The sequence below is a fragment of the Streptomyces sp. MH60 genome, from assembly GCF_002939385.1.
In the GTDB taxonomy this organism is placed as follows: Bacteria; Actinomycetota; Actinomycetes; order Streptomycetales; family Streptomycetaceae; genus Streptomyces.
The window spans coordinates 37,261-61,848 of sequence record NZ_MULI01000024.1; the positions used below are offsets into that span (position 1 = coordinate 37,261).

General features: G+C 65.9%; 36 protein-coding genes. All 36 read left to right on the forward strand.

What is annotated here, in order from left to right; genetic code table 11:
- The first annotated feature begins 6 nt into the window (after window positions 1–6).
- A complete protein-coding gene (locus tag BZZ08_RS17330; RefSeq protein ID WP_104633136.1) occupies window positions 7–1,029 on the forward strand; it encodes a major capsid protein in 1,023 nt (340 codons plus the stop codon).
- 237 nt (window positions 1,030–1,266) lie between these two features.
- Window positions 1,267–1,647 (forward strand): hypothetical protein, encoded by a 381-nt coding sequence (locus tag BZZ08_RS17340; RefSeq protein WP_241965496.1) that lies wholly within the window; start codon window positions 1,267–1,269, stop codon window positions 1,645–1,647.
- Window positions 1,648–1,664: 17 nt separating this feature from the next.
- Complete coding sequence (locus BZZ08_RS17345; RefSeq protein ID WP_241965497.1) at window positions 1,665–1,997, forward strand: hypothetical protein; 333 nt, start codon at window positions 1,665–1,667, stop codon at window positions 1,995–1,997.
- On the forward strand, window positions 1,994–2,341 hold the full coding sequence (locus BZZ08_RS17350) for an HK97 gp10 family phage protein (protein ID WP_104633139.1): 348 nt from the start codon (window positions 1,994–1,996) through the stop codon (window positions 2,339–2,341). Before BZZ08_RS17345 ends, BZZ08_RS17350 begins: the two co-directional genes overlap by 4 nt.
- On the forward strand, window positions 2,334–2,699 hold the full coding sequence (locus BZZ08_RS17355; RefSeq protein WP_104633140.1) for a hypothetical protein: 366 nt from the start codon (window positions 2,334–2,336) through the stop codon (window positions 2,697–2,699). Before BZZ08_RS17350 ends, BZZ08_RS17355 begins: the two co-directional genes overlap by 8 nt.
- A 122-nt stretch (window positions 2,700–2,821) precedes the next feature.
- Window positions 2,822–3,364 carry a phage tail tube protein gene (locus BZZ08_RS17360; RefSeq protein ID WP_241965498.1) on the forward strand — a complete coding sequence of 181 codons (543 nt, stop codon included), beginning with the start codon at window positions 2,822–2,824 and terminating at the stop codon, window positions 3,362–3,364.
- A 94-nt stretch (window positions 3,365–3,458) separates the two neighbouring features.
- Complete coding sequence (locus BZZ08_RS17365; protein ID WP_104633142.1) at window positions 3,459–3,779, forward strand: hypothetical protein; 321 nt, start codon at window positions 3,459–3,461, stop codon at window positions 3,777–3,779.
- 59 nt (window positions 3,780–3,838) lie between these two features.
- Window positions 3,839–4,186 (forward strand): hypothetical protein, encoded by a 348-nt coding sequence (locus BZZ08_RS17370; protein WP_198601543.1) that lies wholly within the window; start codon window positions 3,839–3,841, stop codon window positions 4,184–4,186.
- 2 nt (window positions 4,187–4,188) lie between these two features.
- Entirely contained in the window at window positions 4,189–9,381 is a 5,193-nt protein-coding gene (locus tag BZZ08_RS17375; RefSeq protein WP_104633143.1) for an aggregation-promoting factor C-terminal-like domain-containing protein, read from the forward strand.
- A gap of 153 nt (window positions 9,382–9,534) precedes the next feature.
- Window positions 9,535–11,757, forward strand: coding sequence for a hypothetical protein (locus BZZ08_RS17380; protein ID WP_104633144.1), 2,223 nt, complete (start codon window positions 9,535–9,537; stop codon window positions 11,755–11,757).
- Between the two features lie 7 nt (window positions 11,758–11,764).
- Complete coding sequence (locus tag BZZ08_RS17385; RefSeq protein ID WP_104633145.1) at window positions 11,765–12,874, forward strand: DUF5047 domain-containing protein; 1,110 nt, start codon at window positions 11,765–11,767, stop codon at window positions 12,872–12,874.
- Entirely contained in the window at window positions 12,871–13,125 is a 255-nt protein-coding gene (locus BZZ08_RS17390; RefSeq protein WP_104633146.1) for a hypothetical protein, read from the forward strand. The genes BZZ08_RS17385 and BZZ08_RS17390 overlap by 4 nt, the downstream gene beginning before the upstream one ends.
- Window positions 13,126–13,160: 35 nt before the next feature.
- Window positions 13,161–13,766, forward strand: coding sequence for a hypothetical protein (locus BZZ08_RS17395; RefSeq protein ID WP_104633147.1), 606 nt, complete (start codon window positions 13,161–13,163; stop codon window positions 13,764–13,766).
- Window positions 13,767–13,830: 64 nt separating this feature from the next.
- Window positions 13,831–15,009, forward strand: a complete 1,179-nt coding sequence (locus tag BZZ08_RS17400) for a peptidoglycan-binding protein (RefSeq protein WP_104633148.1) — start codon at window positions 13,831–13,833, stop codon at window positions 15,007–15,009.
- Between the two features lie 7 nt (window positions 15,010–15,016).
- Window positions 15,017–15,316 carry a hypothetical protein gene (locus BZZ08_RS17405; protein ID WP_104633149.1) on the forward strand — a complete coding sequence of 100 codons (300 nt, stop codon included), beginning with the start codon at window positions 15,017–15,019 and terminating at the stop codon, window positions 15,314–15,316.
- A complete protein-coding gene (locus BZZ08_RS39570) occupies window positions 15,317–16,255 on the forward strand; it encodes a hypothetical protein (RefSeq protein WP_104633150.1) in 939 nt (312 codons plus the stop codon).
- Between the two features lie 80 nt (window positions 16,256–16,335).
- Window positions 16,336–16,938: a deoxynucleotide monophosphate kinase family protein gene (locus tag BZZ08_RS17415; protein ID WP_104633151.1), complete on the forward strand. Its 603-nt coding sequence runs from the start codon at window positions 16,336–16,338 to the stop codon at window positions 16,936–16,938.
- 12 nt (window positions 16,939–16,950) lie between these two features.
- Window positions 16,951–17,196 carry a hypothetical protein gene (locus BZZ08_RS17420; RefSeq protein ID WP_104633152.1) on the forward strand — a complete coding sequence of 82 codons (246 nt, stop codon included), beginning with the start codon at window positions 16,951–16,953 and terminating at the stop codon, window positions 17,194–17,196.
- Window positions 17,197–17,423: 227 nt separating this feature from the next.
- Window positions 17,424–18,050 carry a hypothetical protein gene (locus tag BZZ08_RS17425; RefSeq protein WP_104633153.1) on the forward strand — a complete coding sequence of 209 codons (627 nt, stop codon included), beginning with the start codon at window positions 17,424–17,426 and terminating at the stop codon, window positions 18,048–18,050.
- 92 nt (window positions 18,051–18,142) lie between these two features.
- Complete coding sequence (locus tag BZZ08_RS17430; RefSeq protein WP_104633154.1) at window positions 18,143–18,916, forward strand: hypothetical protein; 774 nt, start codon at window positions 18,143–18,145, stop codon at window positions 18,914–18,916.
- Window positions 18,917–19,172: 256 nt separating this feature from the next.
- Window positions 19,173–19,976 carry a PD-(D/E)XK nuclease family protein gene (locus BZZ08_RS17435; protein ID WP_104633155.1) on the forward strand — a complete coding sequence of 268 codons (804 nt, stop codon included), beginning with the start codon at window positions 19,173–19,175 and terminating at the stop codon, window positions 19,974–19,976.
- A complete protein-coding gene (locus tag BZZ08_RS17440; protein ID WP_104633156.1) occupies window positions 19,973–20,437 on the forward strand; it encodes a hypothetical protein in 465 nt (154 codons plus the stop codon). Before BZZ08_RS17435 ends, BZZ08_RS17440 begins: the two co-directional genes overlap by 4 nt.
- On the forward strand, window positions 20,434–20,610 hold the full coding sequence (locus BZZ08_RS38830; RefSeq protein ID WP_157953344.1) for a hypothetical protein: 177 nt from the start codon (window positions 20,434–20,436) through the stop codon (window positions 20,608–20,610). The genes BZZ08_RS17440 and BZZ08_RS38830 overlap by 4 nt, the downstream gene beginning before the upstream one ends.
- Window positions 20,604–20,828, forward strand: a complete 225-nt coding sequence (locus BZZ08_RS17445) for a hypothetical protein (protein WP_104633157.1) — start codon at window positions 20,604–20,606, stop codon at window positions 20,826–20,828. Before BZZ08_RS38830 ends, BZZ08_RS17445 begins: the two co-directional genes overlap by 7 nt.
- 67 nt (window positions 20,829–20,895) lie before the next feature.
- The gene (locus BZZ08_RS17450; RefSeq protein WP_104633158.1) at window positions 20,896–21,219 is read left to right on the forward strand and encodes a hypothetical protein; all 324 of its coding nucleotides are present in this window, start codon (window positions 20,896–20,898) and stop codon (window positions 21,217–21,219) included.
- The gene (locus tag BZZ08_RS17455) at window positions 21,216–21,410 is read left to right on the forward strand and encodes a hypothetical protein (protein ID WP_104633159.1); all 195 of its coding nucleotides are present in this window, start codon (window positions 21,216–21,218) and stop codon (window positions 21,408–21,410) included. The genes BZZ08_RS17450 and BZZ08_RS17455 overlap by 4 nt, the downstream gene beginning before the upstream one ends.
- Before the next feature lie 87 nt (window positions 21,411–21,497).
- On the forward strand, window positions 21,498–21,680 hold the full coding sequence (locus BZZ08_RS17460) for a hypothetical protein (protein WP_104633160.1): 183 nt from the start codon (window positions 21,498–21,500) through the stop codon (window positions 21,678–21,680).
- Between the two features lie 82 nt (window positions 21,681–21,762).
- Window positions 21,763–21,990 carry a hypothetical protein gene (locus BZZ08_RS17465; protein ID WP_104633161.1) on the forward strand — a complete coding sequence of 76 codons (228 nt, stop codon included), beginning with the start codon at window positions 21,763–21,765 and terminating at the stop codon, window positions 21,988–21,990.
- Window positions 21,987–22,235, forward strand: a complete 249-nt coding sequence (locus tag BZZ08_RS17470) for a hypothetical protein (RefSeq protein WP_104633162.1) — start codon at window positions 21,987–21,989, stop codon at window positions 22,233–22,235. Before BZZ08_RS17465 ends, BZZ08_RS17470 begins: the two co-directional genes overlap by 4 nt.
- On the forward strand, window positions 22,232–22,489 hold the full coding sequence (locus BZZ08_RS17475) for a hypothetical protein (protein ID WP_104633163.1): 258 nt from the start codon (window positions 22,232–22,234) through the stop codon (window positions 22,487–22,489). Before BZZ08_RS17470 ends, BZZ08_RS17475 begins: the two co-directional genes overlap by 4 nt.
- Window positions 22,489–22,935, forward strand: coding sequence for a hypothetical protein (locus BZZ08_RS17480; RefSeq protein ID WP_104633164.1), 447 nt, complete (start codon window positions 22,489–22,491; stop codon window positions 22,933–22,935). The genes BZZ08_RS17475 and BZZ08_RS17480 overlap by 1 nt, the downstream gene beginning before the upstream one ends.
- Window positions 22,928–23,236, forward strand: coding sequence for a hypothetical protein (locus BZZ08_RS17485; protein WP_104633165.1), 309 nt, complete (start codon window positions 22,928–22,930; stop codon window positions 23,234–23,236). The genes BZZ08_RS17480 and BZZ08_RS17485 overlap by 8 nt, the downstream gene beginning before the upstream one ends.
- The gene (locus BZZ08_RS17490; RefSeq protein WP_104633166.1) at window positions 23,233–23,571 is read left to right on the forward strand and encodes a hypothetical protein; all 339 of its coding nucleotides are present in this window, start codon (window positions 23,233–23,235) and stop codon (window positions 23,569–23,571) included. Before BZZ08_RS17485 ends, BZZ08_RS17490 begins: the two co-directional genes overlap by 4 nt.
- Window positions 23,568–23,912, forward strand: coding sequence for a hypothetical protein (locus BZZ08_RS17495; protein WP_104633167.1), 345 nt, complete (start codon window positions 23,568–23,570; stop codon window positions 23,910–23,912). The genes BZZ08_RS17490 and BZZ08_RS17495 overlap by 4 nt, the downstream gene beginning before the upstream one ends.
- Entirely contained in the window at window positions 23,909–24,208 is a 300-nt protein-coding gene (locus tag BZZ08_RS17500) for a hypothetical protein (protein ID WP_104633168.1), read from the forward strand. Before BZZ08_RS17495 ends, BZZ08_RS17500 begins: the two co-directional genes overlap by 4 nt.
- Window positions 24,208–24,585, forward strand: coding sequence for a hypothetical protein (locus BZZ08_RS17505; protein WP_104633169.1), 378 nt, complete (start codon window positions 24,208–24,210; stop codon window positions 24,583–24,585). Before BZZ08_RS17500 ends, BZZ08_RS17505 begins: the two co-directional genes overlap by 1 nt.
- Window positions 24,586–24,588: the final 3 nt, after the last annotated feature.

A 24,588-nucleotide genomic window follows, 5' to 3' on the forward strand; every position in this document is an offset into this window, starting at 1 on the left:
TGATACATGCAGCTCATCACTGAGTACGCGACTCCCGCGGAACTCACCGGCTACGCCCGCGAGGCGCTCCGGTTCCGCGAGGAGAACGCGCTCAACCTGAACCGTTGGCTCCCCAACGAGACCATCAACGACCTGACGTTCCGGTTCAACCGGGGCGGAGGCGGGCTGACGGAGGCGGCGAACTTCCGCGCCTTCGACGCTGAGTCGGACATCGCGACCCGCTCCGGCGGGACCCGGGTAAGCGGCGAGCTGCCGCCCATCTCGCGGAAGATGCCCGTCGGCGAGTACGAGCAGATCCGCATGCGGAACGTCGACACGCAGAACGCCGAGATCCGTGACGCCATGGAGTCCGACTCCGTGAAGCTCGTCGCCCAGATCGCGGCCCGCCTGGAGCTTGCCCGCGGGCAAGCTCTTTTCAACGCTTCCGTCACCCTGAACGAGAACGGCGTTCAGGCGTCCGTGGACTTCGGTCGGTCGGCGTCGCACTCTGTCGCCCCCACCACGGCGTGGACGAACACGGAGACCGCGACCGCCTACGACGACCTTCAGGCGTGGCTGGAGGTCTACAACGACACGAACGGCGGCCTCCCGGCTTACACGCTCATGTCGCGGAAGATCTACAATCAGCTTCGGAAGAACAAGCAGATCCGGGAACTTGCCTTCGCCGGCTCCGCCTCCGCTCCGGGCGTCCTCACTCGTGAGGGCCTGAACGCTGTCCTCGGTCAGTACGACATCCCGCCCATCGAGATCTACGACGCCAAGGTGTCCGTTGGTGGCGTGGCCACTCGCGTGACCCCGGAGGACAAGCTCCTCTTCCTGCCTGAGCAGGGCGACGCGGCCGGTAAGACCCTGTGGGGCGTGCCGGTGGAGGCGAACGACCCGCGGTACGGCCTGGCCGGTGACGCGGCAGGCATCGCCGTTGGCGGCTACAAGAGTGAGGACCCACAGACCGTGTGGACTCGCGCTACCGCCATCGCGCTTCCCGTCGTGGCGGCTCCCGACCTGACCTTCGTCGCCGACGTCCTCTGACCAGAAACGCGAGGCACTGACACATGGCCACCCTGGCAACGAACGTCCACGTGACGGACGACAAGGGCGTGACCCACGTCTTCGGCCCCGCGGACGAGGTCCCGACGTGGGCTCAGGCCCTCATCACCAACCCGAAGGCGTGGGCGGAGGCGCCGTCCGTCGAACGACTCACGGAACCCGCCCCGCCGGCGAAGCCCGCTGCGAAGCGTGCTGCGCCACGGCGGAAGGCGGGCGGCAGTGGCACTGTTCAGTGAGACCGAACTTCGTACGCTCCTGACGCGCCCGCTGACGGCCGACGAGTGCACGCTCGCTCACGACCTCACCGCAGATGCGTTCTACGGTGAGGTAGGGGAGCGGCTGACGGACCCGCCTCAGCGCGGAGTGAAGTCGGTCGCCCTGGCCGTTGCTGCCCGCATCCTGACGAACCCCGCCGGGGTCCGCAGTGAGCAAGCGGGCGGCATGCTGATCAGCTACGCCGACTCCGAGACGGGCGTCATGCTCTCGGAGGACGAGCGGAAGCGGCTCCGACGGGCCGTCGGCATGGCGGCTGGGGCCTCGTCCCTGGACATCGCTCCGGAGGACTACTGTCCGCCGGTCCGGGTCTGGAGGGCGCAGTGAGCCTGATAGCTCAGGTCATGTCGGAGACGCTCACCATCAAGCGGCCCGGTGAGCCGGTACGGGACTCCACGGGGTCCGAAACCCCTGGCCCGCCCGTCCTGATCACCGTCGAGAACAGCGCGATCATGAGCCCCTACGGCGTGACGGTTGGCAGCTCGACGGAGACGCACGACGCGTCGACGGTCATTGAGACCCGGCGCGTCTTCGCGGCTCCTCTCGGCACCGACGTCCGGCCGGCAGACGAGATCCTCCGGGGTGACGAGGTCTGGCTAGCGGAAGGTGAGCCCCTTGTCCTTCCCTATACGTCCTTGGCCCGGGTGGAGATCTTCGTAAGGCGGGTGAGCGGATGACGTCCCACACCTCACGTTCCTTCTACCGTGGCCGGTATTCCGGCATCGGAACCATGTTCCAGCGTCCTTGGCTTCAGCGCGCCGCCCGCAAGGTAGCAGTCGACATGAAGGCAGCCGCGGAGGCGCAGTCGCCCCGGGAGACCGGCGAATACTCTCGCTCCTTCGACGTCGTCCCCGTCTTCCTGAATATCCCGTTCGAGGGCAAGCCCCGCATGCGTGCCGGTGCGCGGCTGATCAACGTGAGCGACCACGCCCGACACGTCGAGTACGGCAACGGCAACACGCCTCGATACGCCGTCGTCCATAAGACAGTCGACGAGTTCAAGGCGGCCCACCGTGGCTGACATCGAAGCCGTCCTGAACCCTTGGGCAGAGGCAACGACGGGCGTCAAGGCCGGTGCGGAGACGCCGCCGGAGTTGGAGAAGAAGCTCCCCCGTATCCGCATCGAGCGAGCCGGCGGTTACGACGAACGCTTCACGGGCCACCCCCGGGTGTTTGTCGACGTCTTCGCCGCCACGGCGGACGAGGCGCGGACCCTGGCGAACAGTCTCCGTGACGCGCTGCTCTTCCTCCGCGGCCCGGTGAACGGCGCAGTTATCCGCTCCGTCCGGTGCGACTCCGGCCCCTCCCGGCAGCCGTGGACGAACGAGTCGATCCACCGACGGGGCGCCACCTACACCGTGTCCTTCCGGGGCGCGTAAACCACTGACACTCCGACCCGCCGTCCTTGGGGCGCTGCGGGTCTCTCGCATGCCCTGGAGGGCACATGGCGGACACCCGCAACGCCGATCTCACTTTCGGCGCAACTGACTACCTGGTTCACATGGCGGCTCTGAACGCCACGGCTCCGACCGACTTCGCCGACCCGGCGACCCCTTGGCAGTGCCTGGGCTGGGTCACCACCGACGGCGGCACCTTCACGATCGAGGAGGAGAGCCAGGACGTCAACGCAGCCGGGAGCCTGGAGCCGATCCGGACTCTGATGACCCGGTCGACGAAGTCGCTTCAGGTCACCTTCCTGGAGGGCCTGAACCCCCTCGTCCGGTCGCTCTACGACAACGTCCCCGTCGCGAGCCTGAAGCCGGAGACCACGACCGGCATCGCGACCTACGATCTCCCCGACAAGCCCGCGGACCTGCGGTTTGCCTTCCTCTTCGACACCATCGACGGTGACAAGAAGATGCGCTATTACATGCCGAACGGGAAGGTCGTCGAGAGGGGCGACGAGCAGCCCCAGACCGAGGACGTCATGTCGGTCCAGATGACCATGCGCTTCTACAAGGGTGCGGCGAACGCTGCGGCCGTGACGAAGCTGATCGACTACGGCAGCGTGGACGTCTCGGGCTTCTTCCCGACCACTCCGTAAGTTACTAGCGGGGCCCGTATCTGCGCGGGTCCGGGCCCCGCTTCATTCCAGACCCGCGCACAACGTTTTACGCAACGACCTAGGAGACCCGCGCATGTCTGAAACCATCCCCGCTGAGGCGCAGGAGATCGAGGCGACGGAGGAGTACGCCACGGCCGAACTGTGCGGCACGGAACTGCGCGTGAAGAGCGCGCTCCACTGGCGCCCCTCGCACATGCGAGCCCTGCGACAGTCCGACTTCGACACCTGGGCAGCCGGTGTCCTCCACGAGGACGACGTGCAGACCTTCATCGAGATCGACGCCACCTTCTCCGAGATCTTCGACTTCGTCGGCCAGGCGGGCGAAGCCGTCGGCGAGCCGGTGGGAAAGTCGAGCGCACGTGCTCGATCCTCGCGCAGCACGCGGAAGCGCTAGAGGCTGACATCCCGCGGTACTACCCGGGCTGGACCGTCCACGACGTCTACCGCGGACGGATGTCCCTGCGCACGCTCCGGGTGTGGATCGAACATCTGCCCCCGGAGAGCGCGACGAAGACAGCCATCCGCAACTCGATCACTCCAGAGCAGATGGCGGAGGCGACGGACGACTACCGCCCCGACCTCTCTCCGTGGAGCGGCGCAGAGACGCTGCTTGCGCAGGTGAAGGACGAGATCACTCGCCTCCGGCACACCCTGATCGCCGTCAACGGCGGCAAGCCCGGCGAGTTCACCCCAACCCCGCGTCCCGGCGTCCCGCCGAAGCGACAGAAGACGTACCGCCGTCTGAGCGACGAGCAGCGAGCCGCCCTTGATCCGCGGCTGAGAACCCAGCCGAAGGAGTAAGCATGGCCGGCAGCACGGACATCGTCGGTGTGGTCGGTGTCGACGTCGTCCCCGTCGCGCCGATGCTCCACACCCGCCTGAAGGCGCTCGTCCTCCCCATCGCCACTAAGGTCGGGGAGGACGCGGGCGAGAAGATGGGCGACGCCATCTCTCGCAAGATCGTCGTATCCATCCCCGACGCCATTACGTCGGGTGGCAAGGCCGCGACTGTGGCAGCCACCCGCCAGGGCAACAACACGGGTGGCTCGTTCGCCCGCTCTCTCCGCGCAAAGTTGGAGCAAGCGTTCCGCTCCATGCCCAAACTCGACGTCAAGCTGAGTGATACCGGCGTCGACGCCGAACTTGCCCGGATCCGGGCCAAGCTGGAGCAGCTCTCCAACAAGCGCATCGGCATCGACATCGACGCCGAGACTGCCCGCGCCAAGGTGGAGGAGCTGGAGGCGGAACTCCGTCGCCTGGGAGCCGCCCACCCCAACGTGGCCGTCCGCGTCGACACTGCCGCCGCACGTGCCGCCCTGGCAGCGTTCCGGGAAGAGGTCGACGCCGCTACGGCAGACCCCGCACGCATCCGGATCGAGACGGATGGTGCGCTAGGCGCCCGCATCCGTGCTGCGGTGCGGGAGGCAGAGGCGAGCCTCCCCAACATCAACATCGACGCCGACACGTCGGAAGCGCAACGGGAGATAGCCGCCCTGCGTGCCCGCCTGACGGCGATGCGAGACCTGAAGATCGGCGTCGACATTGACGCCGCTACAGCGCTTGCACAGGTTAACGAGGTTCAGGCCCGGCTTCGGGCGCTCTCCGCCCAGCGGGCCACGGTCGACGTCGACACGGGCCGTGCACGAGCCGCCATTACGAACCTGAACCTGATGATCGACCGTCTCCGCGGGCGGACGCCGACGGTAGACGTTCGAGTCGACGCAGCAGCAGCGGAGGCGCGTCTCGCAGCCGTCCAGCACCAGGTCAACGACCTGGACCGCGACGACGTCCGCATCCGCGTCCACGCCAACACCGCGCAGGCGCATGCCGCCCTGCTTCAACTCGCCATCGCCATCGGCCTCGTCACTGCCGCTCCGCTGCTTCCCATCGCAGCCGCCGGCATCGGAGCCATCGCATCGGCCGCCACTGTGGCAGCCGCTTCCGTCGGGGCGTTCGCCCTGGCGGCAATCCCTGCTATCAAGGGCGTCACCAGCGTCATTCAGGCGAAGACCGCCGCGGACAAGGAGTCGGCCTCAGCGTCGGACAACTCTGCGGCAGCTAGCGTCCGGGCCGCTCAGCAAGCCCTTCAGATGGCGTCAGCACAGGAATCCCTAGCGTCCGCCCACCGCAACGCCGCGCGCTCCATCGCTCAGGCCAACCGCCAGGTGGAGGACGCCGAACGAGCCCTGGGCCAGGCTGCCGCGCGTGCCATGCAGCAGCGCGAGCAAGCCGCGAAGGCCGTGGAGCGTGCGGAGCGGTCGCTCGTCGACGCCAATCGGGGCGTTGAGCAAGCAGAACGGTCCCTCGCCGACGCTCAGAGGGATGCCCAGCGGGCACAGCAGTCACTCACCGACGCCCGTGCCGACGCCGCGCGGCAACTGTCCGACCTGAACGACCAACTGGAGCGCGGCTCACTCGATGAGCGTGACGCCACGCTCCGCGTCCAGGAGGCGCAGGAGGAACTCAACCGCGTACAGCGGGAGTACGACGCCGGCAAGGCCACGGACCTCCAGCTCCAGCGTGCCCAGCTTGCCTACGACCAATCGGTTCAGGCGGCAGAGCAGCAGAAGAAGGACTTCGCGCAGCTTCAGAAGGACGCGGAGGCGGCGAAGAAGGCCGGCGTCGACGGCAACGAGGACGTCAAGCGCGCAGCGGAAGCGCTCTCGGAAGCCCAGCAAGGCGTCGTAGACAAGACTCAGGCCGTTGCTGACGCTCAGGGCAACGTGCGCGACCAGGCGGAGGCCGTAGCCGACGCTCAGAAGGATGCCGCCAGGACGCAGGTTGAGTCAGCTCAAGCAGTCGCCGACGCACAGCGTGCGCTCTCGGACGCCGTCAGCGGTGTGGCTGACACTCAGGTCCAGGCTGCGGAGTCCATCGAGGCTGCGGAGCGCGGTGTCGAGTCGGCCCGGCTCTCGTCCATCGACACGACCGCGAAGGCGATCACGAAGGCGGACGAGTACCGCGAGGCACTCGCGAAGCTGACGCCTGAACAACGAGACCTGTACGACTCGATTGCCGGCCCTGACGGACTGATCCCCGCCTTCAAGGAGTGGTCCGCCTCCCTCCAGCCGGAGACGCTCCCGATCTTCACGCGGGGCGTCAACGGGGCGAAGAAGGCGCTGCCGGGCCTGACGCCACTCGTCAAGGGCGCGGCCGACGGCATTCAGACCCTCATGGACCGGGCCTCCGCGGACCTGAAGGGCGATCCATTCTGGAAGCGATTCCGTGACGGGATAGCCGACTCTGCAAAGCCAGCTATCGAGGGTCTCGGCGTCTCCTTCGGCAATGTCTTCAAGGGCATGGCGGGAATCCTCGAAGCATTCTTCCCCCACATGGACTCCATATCGGAGCGCATGCAGAAGATCACGAAGCGGTTCGCTGACTGGGGGACGAGCCTCAAGGGCTCCGAGGGGTTCGAGAAGTTCCTTGACTACGTCAAGGAGACGGCGCCACTGGCGTCGGAGGCTTTCGGGGATATAGCGGAAGCGCTACTTGGCCTTGGCAGCGCACTGAAGCCGTTCTCGAAGATCTTCCTCGAAACCCTGAGCAACGCGTCCGACGGAATCAGCTACGTGGCGGAGCATGCTCCGTGGGCTATCCAGCTTCTCTACGGCCTGTTCGTGGCCACAAAGCTATGGGCGCTCGCGATGGCCATGAGCCCCATCGGACGCGTCATCACCGGACTCGTCCTCCTTGCCCTGGGCGTCAAGTACGCCTGGGATCACTTCGAGTGGTTCCGTGACATCGTCAAGGGTGCCTGGGAGGGAATCCAGGTAGCAACGGACTTCGCATGGACCAAGGTTCTCAAGCCCGCCTTCGACGGAATATGGGGCGGGCTGAAGTGGGTCGGCGACAAGGCCATGTGGCTCTGGCAGGAAGTGTTCAAGCCTGTCTGGGACGGCATCGTCTTCGCCGCGAAGCTCGCCTTCGCTATCATCGTGACGGCCGTCCTGACGCCCATCTGGCTGGCGATTCAGCTCGTCGGAGCGATCGCCATGTGGTTGTGGACTGATTGCTTCAAGCCGTCGTGGGACAATATTTCCGCCGCGTCGACGCTGCTGTGGGAGACCGTCCTTCAGCCGTTCTTCAAGTCCATCTGGGACGGTGTCCAGTGGGTCGGCGACAAGTTCGTCTGGCTCTACGACCACGCTATAAAGCCGTCAGCCGATTGGATTGCCGAAAAGGCGAAGTGGCTCTGGGAGCACGCCCTTCAACCCGCTTTTCAGTGGATCTGGGATGGCGTCCAATGGGTCGGCGAAAAATTCCAGTGGCTCTACAACCACAGCGTGAAGCCGATCGCCGACTGGATAGCCGAAAAGACAGATTGGCTGTGGGACAAGGGACTCAGCCCGGCCTTCGAGACGATCAAGGATGGCGTCGCCCTTGTCGGTGACGCGTTCGAGGCGGCGAAGAAGGCTATCGGAGTCGCCTGGGACAAGATCAAGGACATCGCCAAGGGGCCCGTAAACTTCATCATCGAATGGGTTTACACGAAGGGCATCAAGGCGGTATGGGACAAGGTGGCGGACTTCGTCCATCTTGACCACCTACCCCCGGGCCCTAAGCTCCTCGAAGCCGGCGGAACCGTCGGAAGCGGCTGGGGCGTAGCAGTCCCGATGAAGGTCAACAAGCCGACGGCCATTGTCGGTGAAGGCGACCCGCGGTACCCCGAATTCGTAATTCCGACGGACCCGAAGTACCGATCCCGTGCTCTCGCTCTGCATCAGCAAGCGGGAACTCAGCTCCTCGAAGACGGCGGCATCATCGGCGGTGCCTGGGACTGGACGAAGGACAAGGTCTCCGACGTCGTCGGCAAGGGCATCGACTGGGCTAAGACGGCAGCAGATCTCATGCTCAACCCGTCGAAGGTCTGGAACACCCTGACGAAGCCGATCCTGTCCAAGGTCACCGATGGTGTCGGCGATTCCAAGATGGGCAAGGCCATCGGGAAGATCCCCGGGAAGATGGTCGGAGGTCTGAAGGACAAGATCGTCGATGCCGTGTCTGCTCTGACCTCTGAAACCGGGGGATGGGGCGGCGAGTGGCAGAAGCCCGTGAACGCTGGCATCGGCACGAAGTTCGGTGTCCCGGGCTCGATGTGGTCCTCCGGCTATCACACCGGTCTGGACTTCCCCGCAGCAACGGGAACGCCCGTCAAGGCCGTGGCCAACGGCCGCGTGTCTCTCGCGACGTCAGGCGGCCCCTACGGAAAGCACGTGATCATCGATCACGGGGGCGGTCTCCAGTCGCTCTACGCGCACATGTCGCGTCTGCGTACTACGGTGCCGAAGAGCGTCAACGGCGGCAGCCGTATCGGTGACGTCGGCGCCACCGGCAACACCACCGGCCCGCACCTCCACTTGGAGGCAAGGCTGAACGGCAAGGCCGTCGACCCCATGAAGTACTTGAGTGGAGGCGGAGGGTTCGACGCCAAGGCGCAGGGAGCTGCACAGAGCTACGCGAAGAGCATCCTCTCCAACTACGGCTGGGGCTCGTCGCAGTTCGGCCCCCTGAAGAAGCTGTGGCAGGGCGAATCCAACTGGCGCTGGAACGCCAAGAATCCCAGCTCTGGTGCCTACGGCATCCCACAGGCACTTCCCGCGAGCAAGATGGCGTCGGCCGGCGCGGACTGGCTGACGAACTACAAGACACAGGTCAGGTGGGGGCTGGGGTACATCAAGGGACGCCCCGACTACGGCTCCCCGTCGGCTGCCTACTCCAAGTGGCTCGCTAGGTCACCGCACTGGTACGACGACGGCGGCTACCTCCAGCCGGGCCTTTCCCTCGTCGCCAACGGCACGGGACGGCCTGAGCCCGTCTTCACCGGTTCCCAGTGGAACGACATCCGTGCCGCGAAGAGCGGCGGGACGCCGAACGTCGTCGTGCACGCACAGACGTTCCTCGGTGACCGCGAGATCACCGACATCGTCCGAACGGAGATCAACGTTTACGACTCCGAAACCGCAACCGATCTCGACAACGGAAGGTGGGCCTGATATGGCCGACGAGACTCCCGAAGTGCCGACGGAGCCGGTAGAGCCACCGGTCACCGTGGAGGTCCCGCCCATCATGGACTGGGGCACCGTTCCGGCGGACCCGCCCGCAGAGCCTCTCCCGTACACCCCGGGTGAGCGGGGGGCTGAAGGCGGATGAGCGTCCCCACCAACCTCCTCAGCGCGAATGTGGAGTCGGTGGAGACGGACACGAGCGGGTGGACTGCGGGGGCTAACACCAGCCTCTTCAAGTCCACCCGCTTCTACGCGGGCGCTGCGTCCTTGGGGCTGCAAGCGTCCACGGCCGGCACTGTGACGGCGACGACGGCATCCCGCGTCGCCGTCACGGCGGGCACCGTCTACCAGGCATACGCCTACTTCGTGAACCTCGTCGCGATAGCGGGCCGGACGTCGACCGTCAGAGTTAGTTGGTACTCCGCTCCGACCGGCGGGACGGCGATATCAACGTCCACCAGCACCGCCACGACGTTGACCACTACGACGGACTGGAACACTCCTCCGCCGCAGATCACAGCTGCCGCTCCCGCAGGAGCCACCCACGCCGCCATCACCGTAACGGTCACCGGTCTGGGCTCCGGCGCTCAGGTGGCAGTCGACCGCATCACCTTCGGGCTTCCGAACAACAACCAGACCTTCAACCTGATGCCCTACACGGCGTCGAGTGTGGAGGGGGACGCATCGGAGTGGTCGGCGCTGGAAAACGCCACCATCAGCCGACAGTCGACGTTCGCCTTCGAAGGCTGGTACAGCCTCGTCCTGACGTCGCAGGCACCCGGCGTGGTTCGCGTTGCCGGCCCAGCAGTCCCGGTAACTCCGGGCGTCACTTACATGGCACAGATGGTGGCACGGAACGCGAGCCCACCCATGCAAACCGCCGTCTACTGGTACGACGGCTCAGGGTCACAGATCTCCACCACCACTGGCATTCCGTGGACGCTGAGCGGCTCGTCCTGGACGGTGTGCAACACGGTGGGCATCGCGCCCGATGGGGCGGCGACTGCCCGCTTCGCGCTGACGCCCACCGCCACGGTCGCAGGGCAGGCGTGGGCGTGCGACGTAATGCGTTTCCTCGAACTGACGGCCGCCATCGTCCCCGGGAACCTTGTTCCCTACGCCCAGAGCGACGTAGACGCAGGCATCGTCGGCTGGTCGGTGACCGGCGGATCCCTGGCACTTAGCACCGACTACGTCTACAACGGCGACTACGCAGTCAAAGTGACGGCAGACGGCGGAGACTTGACTGTCGCCCTCAACGTCACGCCTGTGTCCCCGATCATCCCCGGGCAGTCCTACCAACTTCGGTTTCCGACACGCTCGCCGGGGGCGGCACTCCCCTTTACAACCCGTGTTGAGTGGCTCGACGTCAACGGGGCCGTCCTGCGGGACCGCTGGCAACCGTGGGTCATCACGGGCGGCTCCAGTACCGGTTGGTACACCGGACCGTCGGGTGACATCGCGCCGGAAGGTGCGGTCTCCCTCCGCATTTCCGTAAGCCTCACCGACGTGCCCGCGGGCCACACCTTCTACATGGACCGTATCCAGGTAACCCCTGGGGGGCTCACTGTCCAGGCCACTGAGGCGCCGGGAGGAGGAGCCGCTCTCGTCGTCAACGGGCTGTCCTCAGGCGGTCCGACCTGGAAGTGGTCTCTCGTCCGCCTCGACGGAGAGGGAGGAAGCGCTCCGGTCCGCGGCTGGTCCGAAGACCTGATCAACCAGACCGTAATCGGCGACCTGGCGGTCATCACGGACTACGAAGCACCCCTTGGGGTGCCCGTCTCGTGGCGCGTCACCATCACCTCCGACACCAACACCTCGTGGCGGTCGTACACCTCCGACATTCTGATCCTGCCGGCGGAGGACACCGACGTCTGGCTCAAGGACCCCGGCCTCCCACAGCGAAGTGTCCGGGTGACTGTCGGTACCCCCATGCCCTCGTGGCGCACGACGGCACGGCAGGGAGTAAACACGGTTCACGGCCGACGACTCCCCGTCGTCCTCAGCGACGTGCGAGGCGGCAAGACGGGCGACCTGACTGTCGTCACAGAGACGACGGAAGAGAAGGCAGCGCTCGAATGGGTCCTAAGCGCCGGGAATGTGCTCCTTCTCCAGTGGCCACCTGGCTGGGGCGAGGCCGACATGTACGTCTCCGTCGGTGACGTCAGTGCCGCGCCCATGGCCGATTATGCCGAGTTCCACGACCGCACTTGGACTCTGCCGCTCACGGAGACAGAGCGACCCATCGGCGGCGTCGTGGGCAGCGCCGACCGGACGTGGCAGACCGTCAAGGACAGCGGCGCAACCTGGGCTGACGTGCTCTTCGGCAAGGCGTCCTGGCTCGACATCTACACGGGAGCGTGAGGCACTGATGTACCCCGCCAGTTCGACGTTCCTCCGGACCCTGGCGACGTCACACGTCGTGGTCGCCAGGGTCGACGCCTACTACGCCGGCCAACTCGTCCAGTCGGACATCCCCTTCGGGTCTGGAACCGTAACCGTCGACCGGGCAAGCAAAAACCGACGGAAGCTCTCGCTGACGATCCCGGACCCGAAGCTCCTGCCGTGGGGCGAAACCGACCTCCTCGCGCCGTACGGGCAGCAGCTCGTCGTGTCCCGCGGAATTCGCTACACGAATGGCGACGAGGAATGGGTCCCTCTCGGAACATTCCGCATCGACGCCCCGTCCGGCGACGTCCACTTCGGCCCCATCACCGTGACGGGGACGTCGCTGGAGTCCTCCATCATCGACGACAAGTTCCAGTCCCCCGTCACCACAGGCGGATTGGGCGGCTGCGTCGACGCAATGACGACGCTCATTCGACAGACACTCCCCAACGCTGCCGTCGCCAACTTGACGGCTGGCAACCGTAATCCGGTTCTCGCCGTTGCGATGTGGGACGCCGGAAACGATCGTTGGGACGCCATCACGCAAATCGCTCGCGCGATGAACGCGGAGATCTATGTCGACGCCCTGAACCGGTTCGTGATTGCGGACCTGCCCGACGTAGTAAACGGCCCCGTTGCATGGGACATCGCGGAGGGAGAAGGCGGAACGCTCATATCAGCCGCGCGTTCTGTCTCACGAACGGGCGTTTACAACGCCGTTGTGGCGTCGGGCGAGAACTCGGCGTCGGGAGCGGCTCCGGTAAGCGGCTTTGCCAGAGACACCGACCCAACGAGTCCCACAAGATGGGGCGGCCCATTCGGGAAGGTCACGAAATTCATTTCGTCCGCCCTGTGGATCACAGCGGGAGCCTGTCAGAATGCCGCGAATTTCGCGCTGTACGACGCCATAGCGCCGAACGTGGAGACGTCCCTCGACACGCTCCCAAACCCCGCACTGGAGGGCAACGACATTATCCGGCTCTCTACCGCAGGCCGTAAGGAGCGTTTCCTCGTGCAGTCCTTGTCCATCCCCCTGACGGCCGACGGCGACTTCTCCATCACGCTCCGCGGGGGGAAGGAGGAGGCGGCGTGAGGCTCTCCGCACAGCTCAGAGACGCAGTTCAGCGCCTCGTAGTCCAGACCGTCGAGCAGCGTGCCGCCTCGTGGTTCCTGGCCAAGGTGACCGTCGTCAACGCCAACGGGACCCTCGACATAGACACCGCCCGCGGCCCTGTAACAGGCGTTCGCCGGCTGAAGTCCTATTCCGCCCCGGCGGTCAACGACGTCGTCAAGGTGTCGCGCAATTCCGACGGCAATTGGGTCGTCGATGGCGCCCTTGCCTGACCTACCTGTAAAGCGCTGGAGGAGGCGCCACACTCATGCCCCGAAATGACTCCTACGCTCAGGGGGTCCAGTACCCGATCCTGGGCGACGCACCGGATATCGAAGAGGCTTTCAAGCCCGTAGTCGACGGCATCGTGCCGAAGACCGTCATGCGTTTCGCCAACGCCAACGCGCGTTCGGCGGCGTTGACGGGTGCCACAAAGCCCGTTCCCGGAATGATCACCTACCTAATCGCGGAGGATCGATGGGACAGGCGAGACGGCGACAACGTTTGGCGTCCGTTGAGCCCCGGGCCGTGGAAGCCTTTTACGTTCGTGTCGAGTTACTCGGCAAGTTCGGGTGGACCGGCCTATCGCATCGTGAACAACACCGTCGAACTACGCGGGACGTTCCAGAAGACAAGCGGCGGGCTCTTCATCACGAATGACGAAACAAAGTTCGCAACGCTCCCAACGGAGGCGCGGCCGACGGGGGGATGGCGGTACTTCACCGTCGCCACGAACCTGCACCAGGTGACCGCGACGACCTACCACTCCGCCCGCCTCTCGGTAGGTACTGACGGGTCGATGAACTTCGCCTGCCAACTCAACTCAAAGACGCAGTGGATATCCCTCGACGGAGTCCGCTTCAGCATCGACTAACCGCAGCACACCGACGAAGCCCCGCAGCGACGGGGCGCTTTTCATGCCCTGGAGAGGACTGCACATGGGTGAAATATGGATCAAGGAAGCGGAGAGGCTGGGGGACGGCGACATCGGCGGATCGATGGACACCCCGTCGGCTCCGCCCCGTGTCGTCTGGCACACCACGGAGAGCGGGGCGGGGGACGCGGCCTTCAACGCCGTCGGCTCGTACCTCAGCCGCGCGGCGTCGGAGCCGCACATCCTCTACGACCCCGTCACTGACCGCATCGGACAGTACGGCCCGCTGAACGAGAGCGCGCGTGCTCTGCGGAACGACGGGTCGACGAGGACGAACCGCACCGGCCGCGTCTGTATCCAGATTGAGGTACTGGCCCGCGCCAGCAAGCCCTTCACCGACTACTGGAAGCCCGGCCCGAACTTCAAGGCCCTCATGCGTGCGATCCGCTCGTGGGGTGTTCCGGACACCTGGCCCGCCGGCTCCTGCGCTCCCGGCGCCTCCCGTCCCCGCACCACGTGGGCGACGCGGGGCGGGCACTACGGCCACTGCCACATCCCGGGCAACGACCACTGGGACCCGGGCAACATCGACCGCAACGCCATCCTGACGGCTGCGGGAGGAAGCGGCAGCGTCCCGCAGGGAGGCTCGTCGGGCGGCAGCTCCGGCGGCTCGTCCGTCGCCCGCTACCAGGTCACCATCAACGGCCTGAAGTACGGATACGGGGCCTCCGGCTCACACGTGACGGCCGTCGGCAAGGCTCTCGTCGCGCAGGGCTGCTCCGCCTACTCCGAAGGCCCTGGCCCGAACTGGACGGACGCGGACACCCGCAGCTACCAGAAGTGGCAGCGCAAGCTTGGCTACAGCGGGAGCGACGCCGACGGAGTCCCCGGCGAGTCGTCCCTGAAGCGCCTCCTGGGTACCCTGCCCGGCGCCTCGAAGCACTCTTCAAAGCCGACCGTCGACCTGTCCAACGTCGTCGCTGCGGCTCGTCGTGACCCGGGCCTGAAGCAGGGCGGAACGACTCACGCGGCCGACGTCCGCGTCGTCGAGGCGGCCCTGAAGGCGGAGGGCCTCCTCTCCTCGACCTATGCGTCCGACGGCTCCTTCGGCACTACCACTGTCGCGGCTTACCGCAAGTGGCAGCAGCGCTGCGGCTACTCCGGCTCCGACGCGGACGGCATCCCGGGCAAGGCGTCGCTGGAGAAGTTGGGCGCGAAGCGCGGCTTCAAGGTCAAGGCGTGAGTGCCTCATGGAAGTGCTGATCGCCATCATCGGCGCCCTTGGCGTCGTGGGAGCGGCGGCAGTGGCGGCCCTCATCCCCCTCATCACGCGCCGTACCCGCGGCGCAGTGGAGGCGGAGGGGGCCGTCACCCGGGAGGCCGTGGCGGACACCGTCGCGGCCCTCGGGGCGCAGCTCAATGCCCGTATCGACGACGTTCGCGACGACATGGACGACGTCCGCGAAAACCTCTCACGCGTCCGTGAGTGGCAGGCCGGCCACGACGCCGAACATCTGCTCATCGGGCGTCCCGACACACGAGGAGAATGAATGGCCATCCCCGAAGGCATCGCGACGGTCGCCGTCACGGGCCGATACATCCGCCCTGACGGGACTCCGCTGTCGGGGACGGTCAGCTTTACCCCTCCCGCGCGCCTGACCTTCCCCGACGCCGACACGATCAGCGCGGGCGCTGCAACGGTGGCGCTGGACGCCGATGGCGCCTTCTTCGTCAGCCTCATCGCCACCGACGTTCCCGGTATGCAGCCGGAGGACTGGACGTACACCGTCACGGAGAAGATGGGCAAGGCGCCAGAGCGCACTTACGCCATCGTGCTGCCCTCCGCCACGCCGTCCGTCGACCTGGCGGACATCGCACCGGCCAACCCGGCGGACGGAGAGTACGTCCTCGTTACCGGACCTGCGGGGAAGGACGGGTCGAAGATTTACAGCGGCACCGGAGCCCCCGCGACGGGGACCGGCGTCGACGGTGACTACTACGTCGACACGACCTCTGGCGCTGTGACGCTCTACGGCCCGAAGGCAGGCGGGGTATGGCCGTCGACGGGCGTTGTGCTGGGGAGTGGCAATCTCGTCACGTCGGTCAACACCAAGACGGGAGCGGTGACACTGACCGCCTCCGACGTCGGCGCAGTGCCCATCGCCGGCGGTACCGCAACGGGGCCTGTGAACATTCAGCCGACATCAGGCAACGCCCTCACGGCGTTTGGATCGACGGACCCCGCAACGTACTTCCGCGTGACCGCCGAAGGCCACCCGTACAGCAATAGCCTTCGGCCCACCTTCTACAACATCGGCATCGGCGACACCCTGGCCCCCTTCGGCGGAGGCAAGTTCGTGCTCGGTCTGAAGAACGTTCTCACGGTCCCCACGGGAACGCCGGGCAACGGCGGCATCCTCTACGCCGAAGGCGGAGCGTTGAAGTTCCGGGGCGGCAACGGCACCGTGACGACCATCGCCCCCGCCTAAAAATCTCCACCCCTCAGCGTCACATCCACCCCGGATTACGACACAACCAAGGTGTCAGGACGCAGAGGGGATGAGGACGCATGAACATCGGCATCATCGGCCGCGCCAGGGCCGGCAAGGACACCGCCGGCAAGTGGCTCGTCGACAACCGCGGGTACCGGCGGGTCGCATTCGCGGACGCGCTGAAGGAAGCGGCGCTGAAGGTGGACCCGGCTATCCCGTTTCCGCGAAGGTGCCCCGGGCAGGAGGAGCGGCTCGTCATGCGACTGTCGGAGGTCGTTACCACCTACGGGTGGGAGAGAGGCAAGGATCTCACTCCTGAGGTCCGCCGCTTCCTCCAGGAACTCGGAGCCGCCGTCCGCGACATCGACGAGGACTTCTGGCTCCGCGCCGCCATGAAGAAGGTGGTGGAGGCCAACGACGCGAGCGTCCCTGCGGTCATCACCGACGTCAGGTACCCGAACGAAGCGGCCTCCCTCAAGCGTGCGGGCTTCCACCTGGTCTACATCGACCGCCCCGGCGTTCCGCAGATGGACCACGCGTCGGAGAACTCCCTCACGTCGACGGACGCGCAGTACTACGTCCTCAATGCTGGCACCGTGAGTGACCTGCACGAGGACATGGAGTTCATCGCGGACAACATCACCGACGCGGAGTCCCGCCGCTTCGCCATGAAGTTCTAACGAAAGGTACTCATGCCCCAGCGCTTCTGGTCCTACCTCAACCGCCTCTACCTCCGCGGCCTCGTCGCCCTCCAGATCTTCGCCGCGCAGGAGCCCGTGCGACTCCGCGCGGCCCTGACGTCGGCCGTGATCGCCCTGACGGTCGTCTTCCCCGCCATCGACGCCGGCACGGCGGAGACGATCGGCGCCGTCGGCGTCGTGGCGCTGCCGCTCCTCGTCGGCGAGAGCGCGCGGCGGAAGGTGACGCCGACGGAGTAGGACGCGCAGTATCGAAGCCCCCTGTCATCCCACGTATTGGGACGGCAGGGGGCTTTTTGTGTTTGTGGGGAAGTTAGCTATTCGGACGCACATTCGGTTTACATCGACGGACCCCGTGCCCGCGCAGGTTGACACGCGACACGTGCAAGATGCACGCGTAAAACGACTCACGCCTTGACTGATTCTTGAGAGGTGGGGTGGCCGACATACCTCCTATACTCCGCGGCATGCCGACCTCACCCGGCCCTCTACTGTCCGCCCTCGACTCCCTATGGGAGCGCCTGAGGACCCGCATAGAGGAGCTGCCACCAATCAATCCCGTCATCTCACCCACGACCCGACTACTGGACCACGGGCCTACCCGCTGGGCCCGGGACGAGGACGGACGAGTCTCCGGCCTCGTCGTCACCGCAGACACGCTCCAGGGAGGCCCTGACGTCCTCCTGGAGACCGTCCTTCACGACGCCGCCCATCTGCTCTGTTGGTGCCGCGGAGTCGACGACACGACCATGCACGGCGTCTACCACAACCAGAATTTCCTAGCGGCTGCGGAGGAGGTGGGACTCGAATGGCCCGAAGGGGCGAAGCGGCTTCAAGGGAAGGGCTACCACGCCCCTGTCCTTTCGGCGGAGACCAGGGAGTACCACGCACAGAGCCTCAGGGAGCTGGAGGAGGCTATCCCCCTCGTCCTCCCTCATCTGGAGCTACCGCCGACGTCGAACCGGGGACGAGTCGACCGGCTGACCTACGCATGCAAGTGCGATTCGCCTAGGCGTTTCCGCATCTCTCGCACCGTGGCCGCGCAAGGCGGAATCACGTGCAACGTCTGTGGGCACGAATTCGCGCCGGAGTGATCAAGCAGAAGTACCGTGGGGTAAGGTCTACTCGTTGTCAGTGCTTCACGGTACTCTGCCAACGGCAGACGTGCGTCTAGGGAGAGGTCGAAATGAGCCCGAAGGAAGTTGCCCGACTGCGCGACGGCGAAGTGACGCACGTCGACGCTGCGAGCGCCCAGGCTCTCGACCTCGAAGCCATTGAGAACGACGCGACGTCGGCGCTCATCGCACGCGGCGCTGCCTATGCGCGTGAGTACGCCGCCATCGAGGACAAGGCGGAGATCCTCGCGAAGAACATCGGCGTCGTCCTCATCGCGTTGCGCAAGCGGCATGACGACTGGCTAGGGCGTTCGTACCCGTACCGTCAGGACGTCGCGGAGGTCTACCGGGCGGCCAACATCCACGACAGGGCGCAACTAACACGAGTCCAGGCCAACGTGAGGTACCACGTTGGCAACATGCTCAGGCGCCACCTAACGCCCCGGGAACTGAAGGCGCTGGAGTTGAACGAAGCGTCTCCGCTGGAGCGGCAACAGGACCGACGGGCCACTGACGCAACTATTCTCCGTGCGACAAAGGTGTCCGCGGAGGTGACGGCCTCGACTCCGAAGACGTCGCAGGTGACGAAGAAGCCTTCAAAGGGTGGCCAGACAGAGATCGTCCCCACGCAGGCCGGCGGACCCGGCACAGGCGTCAAGGCGACGGCCGACCATCTCCGCCTGGCCCACGTCGCTGCCTCCATCGTCGGTCAACTCGACGTCGATGTGATCGCCGGACATATGACCGATGGACAGCGTGCCAAACTTGACGAGGAGCTTGCGGAGCTGGAGCGCACCGTCCGCCGGCTGCGCCGCCACGTGAAAACCCGCAGGTCAGAGGGCTGATCCGCCTCCTCGTCGACCAGCCTCCCCGCCCTCCGCAGGTCAGACTCCAGGCCAAAGTGTCGAACTAACCCCCTACTTTCACTTTTCTCTACACGCGTTAGAGAGAAATTGAAAACAGGGGTTAGTTCGACACTTTGGCCTGCGGTCTGTCCAGGGGGAGGATGCGCGGAAGATCTTCGACGTCCAGCGTCACATCCGGCCCCGATTACGACATAACTCATGTGTAAGCCACTGACGGACAGCACATGGAGGCCACATGGCCGGAGTGAGTACGATCAAACGCGGGGGGTCCCGCTTCTACATCGATCCCGACGACGGGGACATCAAGGTTCCTGGCGTGACGAGCGTTGTGGGCCAACTGCCCAAAGACTTCCTGACCTTCTGGGCGGCGAAGGAGGCGGCACAGGCGGCCGTCGAGAACTGGGACATCGTCTCCCAGCTCATACAACGGGACCCGAAGGGCGCGGAGGACTACCTCAAGTCGGCCCACCGCCGGAAGAGCAAGGCGGCGACGGACCTGGGGTCTGCGGCGCACGACTACTTCGAGCGCCTGGCGCGTGGGGAGGTCATCAACGACCGTCACGTCCACGTGGACGTGAAGCAGCACGTCAGGCACTTCCGTGAGTTTCTCGACGAGGTACAGCCAGAGTTCCTCTACCTGGAGGAAACCATCTGGCACGACACCCACAAGGTGGCAGGCTCGTTCGATGCCATCGCCAAGGTGGACGGCGACCTCGTTGTGCTGGACTGGAAGACGAGTAAGGCCGTCTACGATTCTGTAGCTCTCCAGCTCAGCGCCTACCGCTACGCCGACCGCATCATCCTCGCGGAGACGGGGGAGTCGGTCCCCATGCCGGAGCTTGCTGGCGGTGCCGTTCTCCACGTCCGTCCGGAGGGGTGGTCCTTCGTTCCGGTCAAGTGCGATCGGGAGGTGTTCGACACCTTCCTTGCCCTGCGCAAGGTCTTCGACTGGGAGACGGCGGGGAAGAAGAAGGTCGTCGGCAAGCCCATCGCGCAGGGTGGCGAGCGGCAGACGGGGACTGCGAGGCGGGCGGCGTGAGGGCGCGCTATGAGGTCACCTACAACCGCAACGACACTGTCGACCTGAAGCTGAGCGGCGTCACGATACTGGGGTACGAGCAATCCGACCCGGAGCGCAGCGACGATCACGTGTCGCTGGGCATGTCGGCGGACGCGTTCGAGTTCCTCACGGGGGACAAGGTCCGCACGCACCTGAAGTCCTCTCTCGACGACGCTCTGAATCAGGTACAGCGGCTGAGCGACGAGCGTGACCTCTGGAAGTCCCTCGCCGAACGCCAGGACAACACCGCCCCGCTCCGTATGGAGCTGAGTACCGTCAAGCGTGATCGCGACTTCTGGCGTAGTCGCTTCGAGGGCGCGCAGGCGAACGCGGAGTACGTCCGGGAGCAGTACGGGCATCCGGACGAAGTGGATGAGCTGAAGGCCGTCATCGTCAGCCAGGCCCGCGAGATCGCACGACTGAAGGGGGAGAGCGAGTGAGTAAGTACGGCGAAGGCGTGGAGGAGCCTTACGCCTTCAGCGGCCTCGTGTCCGTTGTAATCGACGAGCCGCTTGGCGAGCGGGCGCAGACGTCCTTGTCTCCCGACGAGGCCAGGCTCCTGGGGCTCCGGCTGATCAAGACGGCAGACGAAGCGGAGGCGCAGGAATGGTGAACCAACGGCCCAACGGCGCCTTCATCGCCGGAGCCTGCCTGGGCGCCCTGGCCGTCCTCCCCTTCGAGGCATGGCTCCTGATGCTCGTCCTGGGCGCCGTGCACAGCGTCTTTGCCGTCGTCCCCGCGATCGGCTTCGGGACGGCAGTCCTGTTCATGGTCGGCTGGAACCTGGGCGGCACGCTGGTGGCGGGTCTGTTCCGTCGTCTGCGCAAGTAGCACCAGTCACACACGCGGGGCGCCCAATGTGGGCGCCCCGCTTCGCATGCACACAGGAGGAGAGACCATGACGCTCGGAGAGCTGATTGCCGTCCTGGAGGCGGAGGACCCCGCCAAGGAAGTCGCACGCGGCTTCACACACCCGCACTCGTACCGCGGGTACTACCGAGATCTTGCCTTCGAACCCGCAGGGCGGACGACCGTGGGCGAGATGCTGGCCGACGCCTACGCGGCGCTGGGGGAGACCTTCGAAGGCTGGAAGGGCGGCGACTTCACGATGGGCCGCGACACTGACGTGTGGCTGTCCTACGAGGGCTGTTGCAGCGATGAGGAGATCACGGCGGCGTCTCTGGCTGCCATGCTGGCCAGCATGGCGGAGGCAGCCGCGTGAAACGACTTACGCGACCGGCCGCCATCGTCCTGGCCCTCGTCGCCGCACTGGCCATGCTCGCGGCCTGCGATGTGGAGGCTCCGGCGGAGCCCTCGTGCTACGAGATCGACATCGACCACCCGAAGGCGAAGAAGCCGACCGGCCCGAAGGCCAAGGCGCCCGCCAAGCGGGTCCCGACGAAGAGGAGATGACGTGGAAGCCGGCGGAGGCATCATCCTGATCATCATCGTTGCCCTGCTTCTGCTCGGAGCGTCGGGCAAGGACTCGGGAGGTAAGCAGTGACCCTCGAAGAGCACGCCCGCGCCGTCGAGGGCGCGATCCAGGCGGCTGCGGCTGATGGGTTCTACCTGGACAACGGGCAGGGCAATGGCGTCCGCACGCTGGAGCTGAACCACGTCGACGACCGAGGCGACCCACTGAAGTGGGAGACCCTCAGCCTCCCGTACAACCCGATGGACTAGCACCAACCACACACGCACCACACCGCCCCCGGTTGCTACGGCGCCGGGGGCTGAGTGCGTAGGAGCTATGAGAGGAGACGCGATGCAGCCGACCAGGTTCAGCACCTTCGACGGCGGAACCATCGACGTGGAGTACATCGGCAACTGGGTGGACCTCCACCTTCGCGCGCCGAACGGGCGGACGGTGGCCACCGTGGAGATGTCCGTCGACGACGCGAACGATCTGATCAAGCAGTTGGAGGGGGTCACAGAGGACGAGGCGGAGGAGCGCTACCAGGACGGCTACAGCGACGGGCGGGCCGACGCGTGAGTATTCAGTACGTAGACACCGACGGCGACACCTGGCACCACGATCCCGAGTCGGACACGTATTGGAACCGCTACGTGTCTGGGGAGGTCACGCTCGACGTCTTGCGGGCCTCTTACGGTCCGTTGGCCGTCCGCGACGAGGAAACCGGACGTCTCGTTTCGGAGGAGGAGCACCGGACGGAGACCCTCCTCCGTCGCATCATCCGCGAAGAGCTGGACCGGCGTTTCGGTACGGAGGACCAATGACGAAGCGCGAAACACTCGTCCTCACCCTGGCCGGCTCCCTGGCAACCTCCGGCGTCGGGCGCTACGAGGAGCACTACGCCAGGGCGGAGCGGCTGGTCGACGAAGTGCTGACGGACCATGCGCACGAGTTGGCTGAGGAGATCCGCCGGGAGCTGCCAGAGCGCGTGAAGAAGCTGACGGGCAACTGGGCGGTGATCCGCACCGTGAGCACCGCCCAGCACGCCGCCGACCTCATTGACCCGGAGGTGTCCTGATGCACATCGGACGATCCTGGGGAGGAGGGGGTCACCTCGAAGCCGCCTGCCCCTGCCCGCTCGAACTCTGCGGCCTCGTCGACCTGGACAAGGTCAGCGACGAGTGTGACCAGCACTCGCCTGCCGCAGGCAAGACGACACGCACCGGCCACCGATCGGGAGACTGCCCCGGCGTAGGCCGTGACGTCGTGGTGGCCATCGGTAGGACGGCTGTCGCTCACCAGGCTGTCATCGACGCTGCGTGTCTTGAGTCGTCGTCTGGCTACGTCAACGCGTCGATCCTCGGCGCCCTCGACGACTACCGCGCGGCTGTGGAGCACGAGGCTGCGGAGCGCATTCGTGCAGAGACGCAGCACGCAAAGGCCATGGGCGTGCTGGAGCCTGACAAGTTCCGTCCGTGCCGAGACGCTGCGGACCAGATTGACCCGGAGGCGACGTATGGCTGAGTGCCCGCCTGGAGTTCACAGCATCTTCGATCCCTGCCCCGGCAACTGCACGGAGCCCGTCGACGAGTACGACGAACTCTTCGAGGAACTGTGGTCCATGGAGTACCGCATCACCGGGGACAAGCCGCGGGCGATGGAGTTCGCTCGCGGCTTCCTGGACCGGTACGCGCACTTCCTGGCGGAGAAGATCCGGGACGACTCCTGGAGTCGCCGGGACCGCTGGGGTCGGTACGAGGAGGAGCAGCGTGAAGCGGGTCAGTGCCACGGCGCCGACCTCATCGACCCGGAGGTGACCTCATGACGCACCACATCGCCCGACAGATGATCATCGTCAGCCAGATCCTGAAAGAGCGCGACGCACAGGACGCCCTCTTCGGCCGTCAGGACGACCTCCCGAACGGTACCGGGCCGGAGTACGAGCCGGATGCCGTCAACTACGCCGACGCCTACCGGGAAAGCTGTGAGCGGGCCTTTGTCGACGGTCGCGGTACCTTCCGGCACGTCTTCCTGGAAGAGGTCTTCGAGGCCATGGCGGAGGACGACCCCGTCAAGCTCCGCGCGGAACTGGTCCAGGCCGTCGCCGTCGGCGTGAAGTGGCTGGAGGCCATTGACAAGCAGGAGGAGGAGAGCCAGTGAAGTACCTGGACCGAGACGGCGATACGTGGGAGACGCTGTCCGATAGTCCCGCGTGGCTACTCTGCACGAAGTCCAAGGTTGACGGCTTTGCTGGTCAGGCCAGGCCAACGGAGGACGCAGAGACGGAGTACGGCCCCTTGCGACCCGTCTCCGACGACGCCCCTATAGAGCCCCTGGAAGCCCCCTCTGCGGCTCTCCCGTCAACCACTGACGTGATGGAGCGCGGGGACATCTTCCGGGCCGCCCACGCCCTCGTGAGGGACCTGGAGTGGGACGAGCGGGAGTACCCGGCGGTGTTCGACGTGCTGAGCGTTGCGAAGTGGCTGGAGGGTTCGGAATGAGCATGGCCCAACTCGTCGCAGCCGGCGCCCCGGAGCTGCCCGCGGGCTACTTCTACCGGGTGCACACAACAAGCATCCGCTCCCTGAAGGTGGAGATCCGCGAACAGCGGCGCTTCAGGTCTCGGGCCGTGGCTGACACGTGGGTCCTCGACAAGCCGGAGGAGTCGGCGGAGGAGTCCATCGTCAAGGCGTGCGCGCGGGCTTTCAAGGAGTGGCAGGAGGAGGACGCCGTGCGGGCGTCGTACCGGGCCGTGTCGGCGTACGTCGGTGACCACGATCCGAAGGGCGGTAAGTGATGGGAGTTTCAACTGACGCCATCCTGGCGTATGGATACGAGCTGCCAGAGTTCGACCCCGAAGAGCTGGAGTGGGTCGAGGAGGATGAGGACGGCTACACCGACTTCCACGACTCCGTTGAAAAGCGGCTGCGAGCGGCAGGCGTTGAGGGCGTGAGCGTCACATCACACTGCTCTGTGGACTACCCGATGTACCTCCTAACGACGACTGAGCGGAGGTCGTGGCGCGGTTCGGTGGGCAAGGTCGACGCCCACGAGATGGTTGCCCGACCGGTCTCGGAGGGTTGGGACGCCAAGCTCGACGCCGCGATGAAGGCGCTGGGGCTGACGTCGCCGCAAGAGCGTCCGTCGTGGCTCCTTGTCTCGGATTGGGGGTGACGC